Annotated in this window: 16 protein-coding genes and 1 pseudogene; 14 read left to right on the forward strand and 3 right to left on the reverse strand. The window is 58.8% G+C overall.

The window, feature by feature from the left end; genetic code table 11:
- The first annotated feature begins 23 nt into the window (after positions 1-23).
- The 10 genes from rseA (at position 24) to acpS (ending at position 8770) form a co-directional block, all read left to right on the forward strand.
- The gene (gene rseA, locus AFK63_RS03355; protein WP_038861204.1) at positions 24-674 is read left to right on the forward strand and encodes an anti-sigma-E factor RseA; all 651 of its coding nucleotides are present in this window, start codon (positions 24-26) and stop codon (positions 672-674) included.
- Complete coding sequence (gene rseB, locus AFK63_RS03360) at positions 674-1627, forward strand: sigma-E factor regulatory protein RseB (protein WP_038861206.1); 954 nt, start codon at positions 674-676, stop codon at positions 1625-1627. The genes rseA and rseB overlap by 1 nt, the downstream gene beginning before the upstream one ends.
- Entirely contained in the window at positions 1624-2103 is a 480-nt protein-coding gene (gene rseC, locus AFK63_RS03365; RefSeq protein ID WP_038861208.1) for a SoxR-reducing system protein RseC, read from the forward strand. Before rseB ends, rseC begins: the two co-directional genes overlap by 4 nt.
- A 200-nt stretch (positions 2104-2303) precedes the next feature.
- Positions 2304-4103 (forward strand): translation elongation factor 4, encoded by a 1800-nt coding sequence (gene lepA / locus AFK63_RS03370; RefSeq protein WP_038861210.1) that lies wholly within the window; start codon positions 2304-2306, stop codon positions 4101-4103.
- Between the two features lie 14 nt (positions 4104-4117).
- A complete protein-coding gene (gene lepB / locus AFK63_RS03375; RefSeq protein ID WP_038861212.1) occupies positions 4118-5083 on the forward strand; it encodes a signal peptidase I in 966 nt (321 codons plus the stop codon).
- Positions 5084-5254: 171 nt separating this feature from the next.
- Positions 5255-5935 (forward strand): ribonuclease III, encoded by a 681-nt coding sequence (gene rnc / locus AFK63_RS03380; RefSeq protein ID WP_007664232.1) that lies wholly within the window; start codon positions 5255-5257, stop codon positions 5933-5935.
- Positions 5932-6837, forward strand: coding sequence for a GTPase Era (gene era, locus AFK63_RS03385; RefSeq protein ID WP_007712633.1), 906 nt, complete (start codon positions 5932-5934; stop codon positions 6835-6837). The genes rnc and era overlap by 4 nt, the downstream gene beginning before the upstream one ends.
- A 9-nt stretch (positions 6838-6846) precedes the next feature.
- Positions 6847-7584 carry a DNA repair protein RecO gene (recO, locus tag AFK63_RS03390; RefSeq protein WP_038861214.1) on the forward strand — a complete coding sequence of 246 codons (738 nt, stop codon included), beginning with the start codon at positions 6847-6849 and terminating at the stop codon, positions 7582-7584.
- A gap of 74 nt (positions 7585-7658) precedes the next feature.
- Complete coding sequence (gene pdxJ / locus AFK63_RS03395; protein WP_038861216.1) at positions 7659-8390, forward strand: pyridoxine 5'-phosphate synthase; 732 nt, start codon at positions 7659-7661, stop codon at positions 8388-8390.
- Positions 8390-8770 (forward strand): holo-ACP synthase, encoded by a 381-nt coding sequence (acpS, locus tag AFK63_RS03400; protein WP_038861218.1) that lies wholly within the window; start codon positions 8390-8392, stop codon positions 8768-8770. Before pdxJ ends, acpS begins: the two co-directional genes overlap by 1 nt.
- Here the strand turns inward: acpS and AFK63_RS03405 are convergent.
- Both AFK63_RS03405 and AFK63_RS03410 read right to left on the reverse strand, forming a co-directional pair.
- Positions 8767-9027 carry a YfhL family 4Fe-4S dicluster ferredoxin gene (locus AFK63_RS03405; protein ID WP_038861220.1) on the reverse strand — a complete coding sequence of 87 codons (261 nt, stop codon included), beginning with the start codon at positions 9025-9027 and terminating at the stop codon, positions 8767-8769. The genes acpS and AFK63_RS03405 overlap by 4 nt on opposite strands.
- 56 nt (positions 9028-9083) lie before the next feature.
- The gene (locus AFK63_RS03410; protein WP_038861222.1) at positions 9084-9932 is read right to left on the reverse strand and encodes a MurR/RpiR family transcriptional regulator; all 849 of its coding nucleotides are present in this window, start codon (positions 9930-9932) and stop codon (positions 9084-9086) included.
- Positions 9933-10053: 121 nt separating this feature from the next.
- On the opposite strand from AFK63_RS03410, the gene murQ reads away from it, so the two are divergent.
- From murQ to tadA, 4 genes and pseudogenes are all read left to right on the forward strand, one after another.
- Positions 10054-10947, forward strand: a complete 894-nt coding sequence (murQ, locus tag AFK63_RS03415; protein WP_038861225.1) for an N-acetylmuramic acid 6-phosphate etherase — start codon at positions 10054-10056, stop codon at positions 10945-10947.
- 13 nt (positions 10948-10960) lie between these two features.
- Positions 10961-12328, forward strand: coding sequence for a PTS transporter subunit EIIC (locus AFK63_RS03420; protein WP_038861226.1), 1368 nt, complete (start codon positions 10961-10963; stop codon positions 12326-12328).
- Between the two features lie 3 nt (positions 12329-12331).
- Positions 12332-12967 carry a phosphatidylglycerophosphatase C gene (yfhb, locus tag AFK63_RS03425; RefSeq protein WP_038861229.1) on the forward strand — a complete coding sequence of 212 codons (636 nt, stop codon included), beginning with the start codon at positions 12332-12334 and terminating at the stop codon, positions 12965-12967.
- Between the two features lie 100 nt (positions 12968-13067).
- Positions 13068-13469 (forward strand): annotated as a pseudogene (tadA, locus tag AFK63_RS20090) (tRNA adenosine(34) deaminase TadA); the annotation flags it as partial.
- Here the strand turns inward: tadA and mltF are convergent.
- Positions 13429-14988, reverse strand: coding sequence for a membrane-bound lytic murein transglycosylase MltF (gene mltF / locus AFK63_RS03430; RefSeq protein ID WP_038861231.1), 1560 nt, complete (start codon positions 14986-14988; stop codon positions 13429-13431). The pseudogene tadA and the gene mltF sit on opposite strands and share 41 nt — an antisense overlap.
- Positions 14989-15061 lie beyond the last annotated feature (73 nt).

Here is a 15061-nt window from a genome sequence, read left to right on the forward strand (position 1 = left end):
GGATACTGGAAAAGGTATTAAGCATGCAGAAAGAAAAACTTTCCGCTTTAATGGATGGGGAAGCACTGGACAGTGAATTGCTGAGCGCGGTCGAAAACGATAAAGCGCTCCAGCAAACCTGGGAAAGCTATCACCTCATTCGTGATACCCTGCGCGGTGATACCGGCGAAACGCTTCATTTCGATATCTCCGCGCGCGTTATGGCGGCTATCGAAAACGAACCCGCCCGTCAGGCCGCGCCGCTCATTCCTGAATCGCAGCCCGCGCCGCAACAGTGGGAGAAAATGCCGTTCTGGCATAAAGTTCGTCCCTGGGCGAGCCAGCTGACGCAAGTCGGTATGGCCGCGTGCGTGTCGCTGGCGGTAATCGTCGGCGTTCAGCATTATAACGGTCAGCCGGACGCGGCCGCACAGCCGGAAACACCGGTTTTCAACACGCTGCCGATGATGGGTAAAGCCAGCCCGGTTAGCCTCGGCGTGCCGACGGCTGACGCCAACGCGACCGGCGGTCAGCCGCAGGTCCAGGAACAGCGCCGCCGCATCAACGCGATGTTGCAGGATTACGAACTGCAGCGCCGCCTGCATGCTGAACAGCTTCAACTGGAGCAGTCCCAGACGCAGCAGGCCGCCGTACAAGTGCCTGGTAACCAGACTTTAGGAACTCAATCGCAGTAATGAAGCAACTTTGGTGCGCCGTCTCTCTTATGGCGGGCAGCCTGTTCGTTTCCTTCAACGCCTCGGCGGATGCCTCGTCCGAGGCGTTGTTGCAGCAGATGAACCTGGCGAGCCAGTCACTCAATTATGAGCTCTCATTTGTCAGCATTAACAAGCAGGGTGTGGAGTCGTTGCGCTATCGCCATGCCAGGCTCGACAATAAACCCCTCGCACAGTTATTGCAGCTGGACGGCCCGCGTCGTGAAGTTGTGCAGCGCGGCACCGAAATCAGCTACTTCGAGCCGGGTCTTGAGCCATTTACGCTGAACGGTGATTACATCGTCGATTCGCTGCCGTCGCTGGTTTACACCGATTTCCGCCGCCTTGCGCCTTACTACGACTTTATCTCTGTCGGGCGTACCCGCATCGCCGATCGCCTCTGCGAAGTAATTCGCGTGGTGGCGCGCGACGGTACCCGTTACGGTTATATCGCCTGGCTCGACAGCGACACCCGCCTGCCGATGCGCGTTGATCTGCTGGACCGCGATGGCGAAACGCTGGAGCAGTTCCGCGTGGTCTCGTTTACGGTTAACGACAAGCCCGGCACGATGATGCAGAACCTCGCGAAAGCGTCGCTGCCGCCGCTGTTGTCCGTACCGGCTGGCGATAACGCGCAGTTTGGCTGGTCAGCCTCGTGGTTGCCGCAGGGCTTTACCGAAATTTCCAGCAGTCGCCGACCGTTGCCGGGCATCGACTCGCCGGTCGAATCGCGGCTTTACTCCGACGGGCTGTTTAGCTTCTCCATTAACGTGAGTCGCGCCAGCGCCAACAGTAGCGAACAGATGCTGCGCACCGGTCGGCGCACCGTCAGTACCGAAGTTCGCGATAACGCCGAGATAACGGTAGTCGGCGAATTGCCGCCCCCGACCGCGAAGCGGATCGCGAGCAGCATTAAATTCAGGGCATCTCAATGATTAAAGAGTGGGCCACGGTCGTGTCGTGGCAAAACGGCGAAGCCGTACTCAGCTGTGACGTAAAAGCCTCTTGCAGCAGTTGCGCGTCACGTGCGGGCTGTGGCACACGCGTGCTTAATAAACTTGGGCCGCAGAACACGCATTTTATTAACGTGCCGAGCGAACAGCCGCTGGTGGCCGGGCAGAAAGTGGAATTGGGCATCGCAGAAGGCAGCCTGCTGGGTTCCGCCATGCTGGTGTATATGTCGCCGCTGGTAGGGCTGTTTATCATGGCTGGCTTGTTCCAGGCGCTGTTTGGCTCCGACATCGCCGCGCTGTGCGGCGCGGCGCTTGGCGGTGTGGGCGGTTTTCTGCTGGCGCGCGGCCTGTCGCCCAGGTTTGCGGCACGCGAAAGCTGGCAGCCGGTTATTCTCAGCGTCGGCCTGCCGCCGGATGCGCTACGTGTCGAAACTTCTCCTTCTTCAGACAGCCGGTAATCACCGGCTGCGTGGTTTTACGCTTCCTTTCTTTGTGATTTTCATTCGCCGTCTATGCTTACCTGAGACGCAGTTTCCCCGCTTTCTGGTTGTAGTGTAGAATGCAGCGTTTCAGGCATAAGACAGCCAGAGACATCATGCTCAGTACCGCGCGTTGCGCCGAGCCTCTCAGGATTTATAAGGCATAAAAATCTCGCTATATGAAGAACATACGCAACTTTTCGATCATCGCACACATCGACCACGGCAAATCGACGCTGTCTGACCGTATTATCCAGATTTGCGGCGGCCTTTCCGATCGCGAAATGGAAGCGCAGGTGCTGGACTCCATGGATCTGGAGCGCGAGCGCGGCATTACCATTAAAGCCCAGAGCGTAACGCTGGACTATAAAGCCTCCGACGGCGAAACCTACCAGCTTAACTTTATCGACACTCCTGGCCACGTCGACTTCTCCTATGAAGTTTCCCGCTCCCTTGCCGCGTGCGAAGGCGCGCTGCTGGTGGTGGACGCAGGGCAGGGCGTAGAAGCGCAGACCCTTGCGAACTGTTACACGGCGATCGAAATGGATCTCGAAGTGGTGCCGGTACTGAACAAAATCGACCTGCCCGCCGCCGACCCTGAGCGCGTGGCGGAAGAGATCGAAGACATCGTCGGCATCGACGCCACCGATGCGGTGCGTTGCTCGGCGAAAACCGGCGTCGGCGTGCAGGATGTACTGGAGCGCCTGGTGCGCGACATTCCGGCGCCGGAAGGCGATCCTGACGCCCCGCTGCAGGCGCTGATCATCGACTCCTGGTTTGATAATTACCTGGGGGTGGTCTCACTTATCCGTGTGAAAAACGGCACCCTGCGCAAGGGCGATAAAGTAAAAGTCATGAGCACCGGCCAGACCTACAATGCTGACCGTCTCGGGATTTTCACGCCGAAGCAAATCGACCGTACCGAGCTCAAATGCGGCGAGGTGGGCTGGCTGGTCTGCGCCATTAAAGACATTCTCGGCGCGCCGGTGGGCGATACCCTGACACTCGCGCGTAACCCGGCAGACAAAGCGCTGCCAGGCTTTAAGAAAGTGAAGCCGCAGGTTTATGCGGGCCTCTTCCCGGTCAGCTCTGACGATTACGAGTCCTTCCGCGACGCGCTCGGCAAACTGAGTCTCAATGATGCCTCCCTGTTCTATGAGCCGGAAAGCTCAACGGCGCTGGGCTTCGGCTTCCGCTGCGGCTTCCTCGGCCTGCTGCACATGGAAATCATCCAGGAGCGTCTGGAGCGCGAATACGACCTTGACCTCATCACCACGGCGCCGACCGTAGTCTATGAAGTGCAGATGACCAATGATGAGGTGGTGTATGTCGACAGCCCGTCCAAGCTGCCGCCGCTGAACAATATTCAGGAGCTGCGCGAGCCTATCGCCGAGTGCCACATGCTGCTGCCGCAGGAATATCTGGGCAACGTGATCACGCTGTGCGTGGAAAAACGCGGCGTGCAGACCAACATGGTCTATCACGGCAACCAGGTCGCGCTGACTTATGAAATTCCGATGGCGGAAGTGGTGCTCGACTTCTTCGATCGCCTGAAGTCGACCTCGCGCGGCTACGCGTCGCTGGATTACAACTTCAAGCGCTTCCAGGCCTCTAACATGGTTCGTGTCGATGTGCTGATCAACGGCGAACGCGTCGATGCGCTGGCGCTGATCACCCACAACGATAACGCGCCGTACCGCGGTCGCGAGCTGGTGGAGAAGATGAAAGATCTGATCCCGCGCCAGCAGTTCGATATCGCCATTCAGGCGGCTATCGGCAACCACATTATTGCCCGCTCCACAGTGAAACAGCTGCGTAAAAACGTGCTGGCAAAATGCTATGGCGGCGACGTCAGCCGTAAGAAAAAGCTGTTGCAGAAACAGAAAGAGGGTAAAAAACGCATGAAGCAGGTCGGTAACGTCGAACTGCCGCAAGAAGCGTTCCTCGCCATTCTGCACGTTGGGAAAGACGGTAAATAACCTAAGGAGTTGGCATGGCGAATATGTTTGCCCTGATCCTGGTCATCGCAACGCTGGTGACGGGCATCTTGTGGTGCGTGGATAAATTTATCTTCGCGCCGAAGCGCCGCGAGCGTGCGGCGCTTGCCGCCGCCGATGCGCAGGAGACGGTCGCGTCGAAAAAAGCGGGCCCGAAACCGGGCTGGCTGGAAACCGGCGCATCGGTATTCCCGGTACTGGCCGTGGTGCTGGTGGTGCGTTCGTTTATCTACGAACCCTTCCAGATCCCCTCAGGTTCGATGATGCCGACGCTGCTTATCGGCGATTTTATTCTGGTGGAGAAATTCGCCTACGGAATTAAAGATCCGATTTACCAGAAAACGCTTATCGAAACCGGGCATCCGAAGCGCGGCGATATCGCCGTGTTTAAATACCCAGACGATCCGCGTCTGGACTACATCAAGCGTGTCGTTGGTCTGCCGGGCGATAAAGTCAGTTACGATCCGGTCGCGAAAGAAGTGACCGTTCAGCCGGGCTGCAGCTCTGGCCAGGCCTGCGCCAGTGCGCTGCCGATCACCTATTCGAACGTGGAACCGAGCGATTTCGTGCAGACCTTTGGCCGTCGAAACCGCGGCGAGGCGAGCAGCGGCTTTTTCCAGGTGCCGAAAAACGAAAGCAAAGAGGGCGGCATTCGCCTGACCGAGCGTAAGGAAACCTTAGGCGATGTCACGCACCGCATTCTGACCGTGCCGGTCGCGCAGGATCAGGTAGGCATTTACTACCGTCAGCAGGGCCAGCAGACCGGCACCTGGATCGTTCCGCCGGGCCACTACTTCATGATGGGCGACAACCGCGATAACAGCGCCGACAGCCGCTACTGGGGCTTCGTCCCGGAAGCGAATCTGGTCGGTAAAGCGACCGCTATCTGGATGAGCTTCGAGAAGCAGGAAGGTGAATGGCCGACAGGCGTGCGCCTGAATCGAATCGGCGGCATTCATTAACGAATTAAATCTGTTGGAACTAACGACATCCCCTGTCGTTGTGTATAGAATATTCCCCCGACGATTTCCGGCTGGCTCCCGTAAGGGAGCCACGGCACACGAAACAGCTTTGAACCCCTTCAGCCCTGTTCCGTGTGCTGAATTTTTGACGCATTCATTAATTGGTATCGCATGAACCCCATCGTAATTAATCGGCTTCAGCGAAAGCTGGGCTACACTTTTCATCATCAGGAGCTGTTGCAGCAGGCATTAACGCATCGCAGTGCCAGCAGCAAACATAATGAGCGTCTGGAGTTTCTGGGTGACTCCATTTTAAGTTTCGTGATTGCGAACGCCCTGTATCACCGTTTTCCACGCGTGGACGAAGGCGACATGAGCCGTATGCGCGCGACGCTGGTACGCGGCAACACGCTTGCGGAAATCGCCCGTGAATTTGAGCTCGGCGAGTGCCTGCGCCTCGGGCCGGGCGAGTTGAAAAGCGGCGGCTTTCGTCGCGAATCGATTCTTGCCGATACCGTTGAGGCCTTAATTGGCGGCGTGTTCCTTGACAGCGATATTCAGACTGTCGAGCGCTTAATTCTCACCTGGTATCAAACCCGTCTGGATGAAATTAGTCCGGGCGATAAACAAAAAGATCCGAAAACGCGTCTGCAGGAGTATCTGCAGGGGCGCCATCTGCCGCTGCCGTCTTACCTGGTGGTGCAGGTGCGTGGGGAAGCTCACGATCAGGAATTTACTATCCATTGCCAGGTAAGTGGCCTGAGTGAACCGGTGGTCGGCACGGGTTCCAGCCGCCGTAAAGCGGAGCAGGCAGCCGCTGAGCAGGCGCTGAAAAAACTGGAGCTGGAATGAGCGAAGCCAAAACTTACTGCGGATTTATCGCCATCGTGGGTCGCCCGAACGTCGGGAAATCCACGCTGCTGAATAAACTGCTCGGGCAGAAAATTTCTATTACTTCTCGTAAGGCGCAAACCACGCGCCACCGTATCGTGGGCATTCATACTGAGGGTGAATATCAGGCGATTTACGTCGATACCCCCGGCCTGCATATGGAAGAAAAACGCGCCATCAACCGTCTGATGAACAAAGCGGCCAGCAGCTCTATCGGCGACGTGGAGCTGGTGATTTTCGTGGTCGAAGGCACCCGCTGGACGCCGGACGACGAAATGGTGCTGAACAAACTGCGCGAAGGCAAAGCGCCGGTTATCCTGGCTATCAATAAGGTGGATAACGTACAGGAAAAAGCGGATCTGCTTCCGCACCTGCAGTTCCTGGGCAGCCAGATGAACTTTCTCGATATCGTGCCGATCTCTGCCGAAACCGGCATGAATGTTGATACTATCGCAGCGATTGTGCGCAAGCATCTGCCAGAGGCGACACATCACTTCCCGGAAGATTACATTACCGATCGTTCCCAGCGCTTTATGGCGTCTGAAATCATCCGTGAAAAACTGATGCGTTTCCTGGGGGCTGAACTGCCGTACTCCGTAACGGTGGAAATCGAGCGTTTCATCACTAACGAGCGCGGCGGTTACGACATTAACGGTCTGATCCTCGTTGAGCGCGAGGGGCAGAAGAAAATGGTGATTGGCAACAAAGGCGCCAAAATCAAAACCATCGGCATCGAAGCGCGTAAAGACATGCAGGACATGTTTGAGGCGCCGGTGCATCTTGAGCTGTGGGTCAAAGTGAAATCGGGCTGGGCCGATGACGAGCGCGCGCTGCGCAGTCTCGGTTATGTAGACGATCTCTAAGGCACCCTGATGGAAGGCTGGCAGCGCGCCTTTGTGCTCCACGCGCGTCCGTGGAGCGAAACCAGCCTGATTATCGATCTGTTCAGCGAAGAGTCCGGCCGCGTGCGCGTCGTCGCCAAGGGCGCGCGCCGCAAACGCTCGAATCTTAAAGGCGCGCTTCAGCCGTTTACGCCATTGCTGGTGCGCTGGAGCGGGCGCGGCGAGGTGAAAAACCTCACCAGCGCTGAGGCCGTCTCGCTTGCGCTTCCCCTTTCCGGCATCACGCTATACAGCGGCCTGTATGTCAACGAACTGGTCGCGCGCGTGCTGGAGCCAGAAACCCGCTTCTCCGAGCTTTTCTTCGATTATCTGCACTGCATTCAGGCGCTGGCGGGCGCAACCGGCTCGCCGGAGCCTGCGCTGCGACGCTTTGAACTCGCGCTTCTTGGACACCTCGGTTACGGCGTCGATTTCCTTCACTGCGCGGGCACCGGCGACGAAGTGGATGACGCGATGACCTATCGCTATCGCGAAGAAAAGGGCTTTATCGCAAGCCTGGTTATCGACAACACCTCTTTTACCGGCCGCCAGCTGAAAGCGCTCGCCACTCGCGACTTCCCTGACGCCGATACCCTGCGCGCCGCCAAGCGTTTCACCCGTATGGCGCTTAAACCTTATCTCGGCGGCAAACCGTTAAAAAGCCGTGAGCTGTTTCGCCAGTTTGTGCCGAAAAAACGTCCGCTTCCGCCGCAAGACGAAACCGCCTGACCGCGCAGCCATAGCCAGCCTTTCCCGACCAGGTGTAAACTGCCTGTACTTTTTGTCGATTTACGAGGATTGTCATGGCTGAATTGCTGTTAGGGGTCAACATCGACCACATCGCCACGCTGCGTAACGCTCGCGGCACCGCTTATCCGGACCCGGTACAGGCGGCTTTTATCGCCGAGCAGGCTGGCGCTGACGGCATCACGGTTCACCTGCGTGAAGACCGCCGTCATATCACTGACCGCGACGTGCGTATTCTGCGCCAGACACTCCACACCCGTATGAATCTTGAAATGGCCGTCACTGATGAGATGCTGACCATTGCCTGCGAGACAAAGCCGCATTTCTGCTGCCTGGTGCCGGAAAAGCGTCAGGAAGTGACGACCGAAGGCGGGCTCGATGTTGCAGGCCAGCTCGATAAAATGCGCGACGCCTGCCAGCGCCTGGCGGACGCGGGCATTCTGGTGTCGCTGTTTATCGACGCCGACCACGCGCAGATTGACGCCGCCGTCGCCGTCGGCGCGCCGTACATTGAAATCCATACCGGCTGCTACGCTGATGCTGAAGATGACGCCACCCGCGCCCGCGAACTGGCGCGCATCGCGAAGGCCGCGACTTACGCCGCCGGCAAAGGGCTGAAGGTGAACGCCGGGCACGGGCTTACTTACCATAACGTGCAGGCGATCGCCGCGCTGCCGGAGATGCATGAACTCAATATCGGCCACGCGATTATCGGGCGCGCTGTGATGAGCGGCCTGAAAGAAGCCGTATCCGAGATGAAACGCCTGATGCTGGAAGCGCGTCGCTAATGGCGATTCTGGGCCTTGGCACTGATATCGTGGAGATTGACCGCATCGAGGCGGTCATCTCCCGCTCCGGCGACCGGCTGGCAAAGCGGGTTTTGAGCGCCAGTGAGTGGGCGCAATACCAGACGCACCAGCAGCCGGTACGTTTTCTGGCAAAGCGCTTCGCGGTTAAAGAAGCGGCGGCGAAAGCCTTCGGCACCGGCATCCGCAACGGACTGGCGTTTAATCAGTTTGAAGTGTTTAACGACGAGCTGGGTAAACCGAAGCTGCGGCTGTGGGATGAGGCAGAGCGGCTGGCGGCGCGTATGGGCGTGACGGCGGTGCACGTGACGCTCGCTGACGAGCGGCACTACGCCTGCGCGACGGTGATTATCGAAAGTTAGATTTTATCAGCATGGTGGAGCAGCACGAACTTATCCCAAAGCTGCTCTTCATTTTCGACATGCGCCGGATCCTTAATAATCGTGTTTGGGATCGGGCACACTTTCTGGCAGGTCGGCGTCTCGTAGTGCCCCACGCATTCGGTGCAGCGGCCGGTATCGATCTGATAGATGTTGTCTCCCATTGAGATAGCCTCGTTCGGGCACTCCGGCTCGCACATGTCACAGTTGATACATTTTTTAGTGATAAGCAGCGCCATCAGGAAAATCTCAGAAACAACACAAACAGGGCGGGCATTATACGCCCATTCGTTGTTCAGACCAGTTTTTTTACCAGCGCCTCGCTGTGGCGAATGCGCTCCGGCGCTTTCTCCAGATCCTGCTGCACCAGCGCCATAAACAGCAGATCCGCCAGCATCATCTGGGCAGACGTGGACGAGATCGCCGCGCTGCGCGTCGCCTGCTCTTCAGCGATGGTGTAGAGACACTGCGTGGCGCGCTGCTGTAGCGCGTTCGGCGTAAAACCGGTGATCGCAAGGATCCGCGCGCCCACGCGCAGCGCCTCGTCGGCGGCCAGATTGATCTCGCGGCGTTCGCCGGAGTAAGAGAGCGCGACCAGTAAATCTTCCGGCTCCAGCGCCTGCACAGTCGCCAGCAGCGCGTGCATATCCTGCTCGGCCACCGCATTGAGGCCAATTTTCATTAGCTTCCAGGAGAAGTTTTTCGCCACCAGCCCCGAGGCGCCGATGCCGGTCAGCACGATGCGGCGCGCGTTACGCAGCAACCCGACGCTCGCCAGCAGTTTTTCTTCCGGGTTGATATCCAGCGACGCGTGCATCGCTGCGAGATTTTCTTTGATGAGCTTCTCTCCCACCAGTCGCAGCGGATCGTCGCCCAGGATCTCGTTATGCACCGCAATGGAGTGGATGTTGCTCTGGCTGGCCAGCGCTTCGCTGATGGCGAGCTTGAGTGCCGGAAACCCTTTATAACCGAGCTTCTGGGAAAACTTCACTACGCTCGACTGGCTCACGCCGGCTTCCGTCGCCAATTGCTGTGAGCTGAGATGGCGGGCGTAATCAGGAAACTGCAGCAGAAAATCGGCAAGCTTTCGGTCGCTTTGCGCCAGCGTCGGGTATCGCTGGCGGATAAGGATCAAGGTATTCATCAACGTCTCCGGCTCGATTAAGTGTGATCGGCTTTTGAATGCCGGGAAATTTGCTCGCCACTTTGAATTTTATATTCCATTATAGCGCCATCATTATGAATTAAAAATTCAGAGGTGCAATATGGATCTTGGCTCGCTGGTCTCCGAAACCCGTAATCCTGACACGCTGGATCTCGACGCGCTCCCCACGCTTGAGATGCTGATGCGTTTTAACGAAGAAGACAAGCGCGTGCCGCTCGCGGTGCGCGAAACGCTGCCGGAAGTAGCGAAAGCGGTAGAGGCGGCCGCGCAAGCGCTGCAACGCGGCGGCAGGCTCATCTATATGGGGGCGGGCACCAGCGGACGCCTCGGCGTGCTGGACGCCTCGGAATGCCCGCCGACCTTTGGCGTGCCGCACGGCATGGTGGTAGGGCTTATCGCGGGCGGCCCCGGCGCGTTGCTGAAAGCCGTTGAGGGCGCGGAAGATAACGCGCAGCTCGGCGAAGACGCTCTTAAAGCCATCGGGCTTGAGCCGCGCGATATGGTGGTCGGTCTCGCGGCATCCGGACGCACGCCCTATGTCATCGGCGGCCTGAAGTACGCCCGGGCGCTGGGCTGCGCGACGGCGGCCATCTCCTGTAACCCTGGCTCGCCCATCGCCGAGGCGGCGGACATCGCCATTTCGCCGGTGGTCGGCCCGGAGGCGCTCACCGGCTCCACCCGGCTGAAATCGGGCACGGCGCAAAAGCTGGTGCTCAACATGATCTCCACCGGCGCGATGGTTAAATGCGGCAAGGTGTACCAGAACCTGATGGTGGATATGAAAGCAACTAACGTCAAACTGGTGGACCGCGCCTGCCGCATGGTGATGGAGGCGACCGGCGTGACGCGCGACGAGGCCGAAGCGGTGCTTTCGCAAACGGATTATGAAGTGAAACCCGCCATTTTAATGGTGCTGACCGGGCTGGATGCGGATGCCGCCCACGCGCGCCTTGCCGCGCATCACGGTTTTTTAAGAGCGGCGTTGCAGCCGTAAGAGGGCAGAGCGTATGGAAAAATCGGTGACACTCGCCACACAAATCCTCAAGGGCATGGGCGGCGAAGGCAATATCCTGCGGCTGGAAAACTGCATGACGCGGGTGCGCGTAGAGTTGCGTGACGAAAGCCTGCTGGATCTCCCGGCGCTGAAAGCGCTGCCCGGCATCAGCGGCTATGTGAAGCAGGGCGAACAGCATCAGCTGATCGCAGGCCCAGGACGCGCAGGCCAGATCGTCGATGCGATGCGCGCGCAGATGCAGGGCGGCTCACCGGCTGAACCCACGCCTGACGACGCCGCGCGCGTCAAAGCGCAGGCGAAAGCCCGCTATAAAGCCCCGATGAGCGATGCGCTGCGCCAGCTCGCCAATGTGTTTATTCCGCTTATTCCGGCCTTTATCGCCTCCGGGCTGATTACCGGCATTATCAATATCCTTAAGCGCCCGGATATCGTCGGTAATTTCGCCACCAGTTATCCCAATTTGCTTGGCCTGCTCGGCATTTTCGGCAGCGCCGTGTTCGCGATCATGAATATCCTCGTGGGCGTTAACGCCGCGCGGGTATTTGGCGGCTCGGTGGCGATGGGCGGCGTGATGGCGGGCATTCTCTCCAGCCCGCAGCTCGCGCAAATCACGCTCTTCGGCGAGCCGCTGCAGCCCGGCCGTGGCGGCGTGATCGCCGTGCTGCTGGTGGTGATGCTGATGTGCTGGCTTGAGAAAACGCTGCGCCGCCTGCTGCCGGTTTCCGTGGAGCTTATCCTTAACCCGCTGCTGACGACGCTCATTACCGGCGCCATCGCCATCGTGGCGCTGCAACCGCTGGGTGGCTTAATCTCAGAGGGCATCGCCCACGGCGCGTCGCTCGCTATCGATAAAGGCGGGCTGCTGGTGGGCGCGGTGCTGGCGGGCACGTTCTTACCGCTGGTGCTGACGGGGTTGCATCAGGGGCTGGTGCCCATTCATGTCGAACTGGTGCAGGCGCACGGTTATAACGCGCTGTTTCCTATCCTCGCGATGGCGGGCGTCGGCCAGATTGGCGCGTCGCTCGCGGTACTGATGAAAACCCGCAACGCGCGGCTGAAAAAGGTCATTAAAGGCGCGCTGCCGGTCGGGCTGCTCGGCATCGGCGAGCCGCTTATCTTCGGCGTGACGCTGCCGCTTGGCAAACCGTTTATCGGTGCCTGCCTCGGCGGGGCGGCAGGCGGCGCGATTATCAGCTACTTTAAAGTGGCGACGGTTATCACTTTCGGCATCTCCGGTTTGCCGCTGGCGTTAACCATCGTGACCGGAAAAGTGATGCTCTATCTGTTAGGCTATCTGGTAGCGGTGATCGCCGGTTTTCTGTTTACGTGGTTCCTGGGCTTTAACGATCCAGAGGAGTAAGGTTTGGCCAATAACGAGCGTCGGGTAGTGTTTTTTGATCTGGATGGCACGCTGCATCAACAGGATATGTTCGGCACCTTTATGCGCTATCTGCTGCGGCGTCAGCCGCTCAACCTGCTGCTGGTTATTCCTCTGCTGCCCGTCGTGGTCGGCGGGCTGTTAATTAAAGGGCGCGCTGCCCGCTGGCCGATGAGCCTGCTGCTCTGGGGCTGCACATTTGGCCATAGCGAGGCGCGTCTTAAAGCGCTCGAAAACGATTTCTCCGGCTGGTTTCGCCAGCATGTGACCGCGTTTCCGGTCGTGCATGAGCGCCTGACCGGCTATCTCACCAGCACCGACGCCGATGTCTGGCTTATCACTGGCTCTCCGCAGTCGCTGGTGGAGCAGGTCTATTACGACACCCCGTGGTTGCCGCGCGTAAACGTCATCGCAAGCCAGATGGAACGCCGCTTCGGCGGCTGGGTGTTGACCCTGCGCTGCCTCGGCCATGAAAAAGTGGCGCAACTGGAGCGACAGATAGGCACGCCGCTGCGCCTCTACAGCGGCTACAGCGACAGCAAGCAGGACAACCCGCTGCTTTACTTCTGCCAGCACCGCTGGCGCGTGACGCCCCAGGGGCAGCTTCAACAGCTCGAATAAGGCGCGCGTTTCGCAACCCATAAACGGTGTGTATAATGCCGCCCGCCTTATACTCCCGGAGAACACCGTGTCACAGACTGAACTCACCCATGAATACTGGATGCGCCACGCGCTGACGCTGGCGCAGCGCGCCTGGGATGAGGGCGAGGTGCCGGTAGGGGCGGTGCTGGTGCACAATAATCAGGTGATAGGCGAAGGCTGGAACCGTCCGATTGGCCGTCACGATCCCACTGCCCATGCGGAGATCATGGCGCTGCGCCAGGGCGGGCTGGTGCTGCAAAACTATCGCCTGCTGGAAACCACGCTCTATGTCACGCTTGAACCCTGCGTGATGTGCGCAGGCGCGATGGTGCACGGGCGCATCGGCACGCTGGTGTTCGGCGCGCGCGACGCCAAAACCGGCGCGGTCGGCTCGCTGATGGATATCACAGGCCACCCCGGCATGAACCATCAGGTGCAGGTTATCGAGGGGATAATGGCGCCAGAGTGTTCGGCGATGCTGAGTGCGTTTTTCCGACAGCGCCGGCTTGAGAAAAAGGCCCTAAAGGAAGCGACGAAAAGGGCGACGGGAACAGACCCTGCGGCGTGATGCCCGTCGGGTAGCGCTGCACAAGCTTAGGCTGAGCCGAGGCCACCGCCTGTTTTTCTTTCTCCAGCAAATACCCCACCAGGCTTATCTGGTATTTCCGGATATTTTCCACATACGCGTAAGCTTCATGGCCGCGCGCGTAGCCATAGGTCAGTTTGCTGTAATAAGGCCGCTGGCTCAGGAGCGGCAGCCGCTGCTTCACATCCGCCCAGCTGTCCGGGTTGCCTTTCTGCTTCGCCGTTAACACGCGGGCGTCCAGCATATGCGCGTAGCCCATATTGTACGCCGCCAGCGCAAACCAGATCCGCTCCTCTTCCGGCACGCTTTCCGGTACTTTGCTCATCATATCTTTCAGATAACGCGCGCCGCCGCTGATGCTCTGTTCGGCGTCGAGCCTGTCGGTCAGGCCCAGGCTTTGCGCCGTATTGCGGGTCAGCATCATCAGCCCGCGCACGCCGGTCGGCGAGGTGGCCTGGCTGTCCCAGTGGGATTCCTGATACGAAATCGCCGCCAGCAAGCGCCAGTCGATGTCAGTGGCGTATTTTTCAAACAGCGGCTGGAGCTCCGGCAGCACATTATCGACGGCGCGCAGGAAGCTGCGGGTATCGACATAATCGAAATCATTGCCGTGGCCGAGGTATTTTTCTTCAAGGCGCGCCAGCGTACCGTCTTCGTTAATCTGGTTAAAAAAGTCGAGCAGGGCGGCGGAAAGCGAGTTATCGCCGCTGCGGCGGCTAAACCAGGTCACCGGCTGTTCGTCGCTCAGATCCAGCGCCACCGCCAGTTGCGGGTGGACGCGCTGAAACAGGCCGATAGCCACCGAGTCGGCAATGGTGTAATCCAGTTGCCCCTGCGCCACCTGCAACATCAGCTCGTTACTGCTGAGCTTAGGATCGACCCGCCAGCTTAAATCCGGGTAGCGAGTCTCCTTCAGGTGTTGCAGCTCGCTTAGCGCGACATGACCGGGCGCGATGGTTAGCTGATCGTCTTTGATACTGGCGAGGCTGCGCGGGCGCAGGCTGCCGACGCGGTAAACCATCTGCTGCGACACCGAGTAATAAATGGGGCCAGCCTGATAGTGCTGGCTGCGCTCTTCGTTATAGACCAGGCCTGCGGCGAGCAGATCGGCCGTGTTATTGTCGAGGTCATCAAACAGCTGGTTGATATTCTGGCGCACGGTGACTTCGAGCTTGACGCCCAGATAGTCGGCAAACGCCTGGCTGAGCTCATAATCGAGCCCGGAGATCGTCTCATTGACGCGATACATGGTCAGCGGCGTGGCGATAGTGCTGACGCGCAAAACCCCCCGCGCCTGAATAGCGGCGATACGGTTATCGGCTTTGCCGGACCAGGGAATGGCCGGCCATAAGGCCACTGCCAGCAGCAGGGTAACGACGCCGATGAGCAGATAATTAAGCTTTAATTTTTTCAATTAGTTAATTCTCTGCGTTGCCGTGAGGCTCAGCGAACAATCGTTAATAAACCGTTTCGTTTGAATGGCATGG

This window comes from Cronobacter muytjensii ATCC 51329, from assembly GCF_001277195.1.
GTDB classification, from domain to species: Bacteria; Pseudomonadota; Gammaproteobacteria; order Enterobacterales; family Enterobacteriaceae; genus Cronobacter; species Cronobacter muytjensii.

Excerpts from the sequence above, each read along its gene's own strand:
- rseA (WP_038861204.1), top strand. The coding sequence starts at position 24 with ATGCAGAAAGAAAAACTTTCCGCTTTAATGGATGGGGAAGCACTGGAC.
- rseB (WP_038861206.1), top strand. The coding sequence starts at position 674 with ATGAAGCAACTTTGGTGCGCCGTCTCTCTTATGGCGGGCAGCCTGTTC.
- rseC (WP_038861208.1), top strand. The coding sequence starts at position 1,624 with ATGATTAAAGAGTGGGCCACGGTCGTGTCGTGGCAAAACGGCGAAGCC.
- lepA (WP_038861210.1), top strand. The coding sequence starts at position 2,304 with ATGAAGAACATACGCAACTTTTCGATCATCGCACACATCGACCACGGC.
- lepB (WP_038861212.1), top strand. The coding sequence starts at position 4,118 with ATGGCGAATATGTTTGCCCTGATCCTGGTCATCGCAACGCTGGTGACG.
- rnc (WP_007664232.1), top strand. The coding sequence starts at position 5,255 with ATGAACCCCATCGTAATTAATCGGCTTCAGCGAAAGCTGGGCTACACT.
- era (WP_007712633.1), top strand. The coding sequence starts at position 5,932 with ATGAGCGAAGCCAAAACTTACTGCGGATTTATCGCCATCGTGGGTCGC.
- recO (WP_038861214.1), top strand. The coding sequence starts at position 6,847 with ATGGAAGGCTGGCAGCGCGCCTTTGTGCTCCACGCGCGTCCGTGGAGC.
- pdxJ (WP_038861216.1), top strand. The coding sequence starts at position 7,659 with ATGGCTGAATTGCTGTTAGGGGTCAACATCGACCACATCGCCACGCTG.
- acpS (WP_038861218.1), top strand. The coding sequence starts at position 8,390 with ATGGCGATTCTGGGCCTTGGCACTGATATCGTGGAGATTGACCGCATC.
- AFK63_RS03405 (WP_038861220.1), bottom strand. The coding sequence starts at position 9,027 with ATGGCGCTGCTTATCACTAAAAAATGTATCAACTGTGACATGTGCGAG.
- AFK63_RS03410 (WP_038861222.1), bottom strand. The coding sequence starts at position 9,932 with ATGAATACCTTGATCCTTATCCGCCAGCGATACCCGACGCTGGCGCAA.
- murQ (WP_038861225.1), top strand. The coding sequence starts at position 10,054 with ATGGATCTTGGCTCGCTGGTCTCCGAAACCCGTAATCCTGACACGCTG.
- AFK63_RS03420 (WP_038861226.1), top strand. The coding sequence starts at position 10,961 with ATGGAAAAATCGGTGACACTCGCCACACAAATCCTCAAGGGCATGGGC.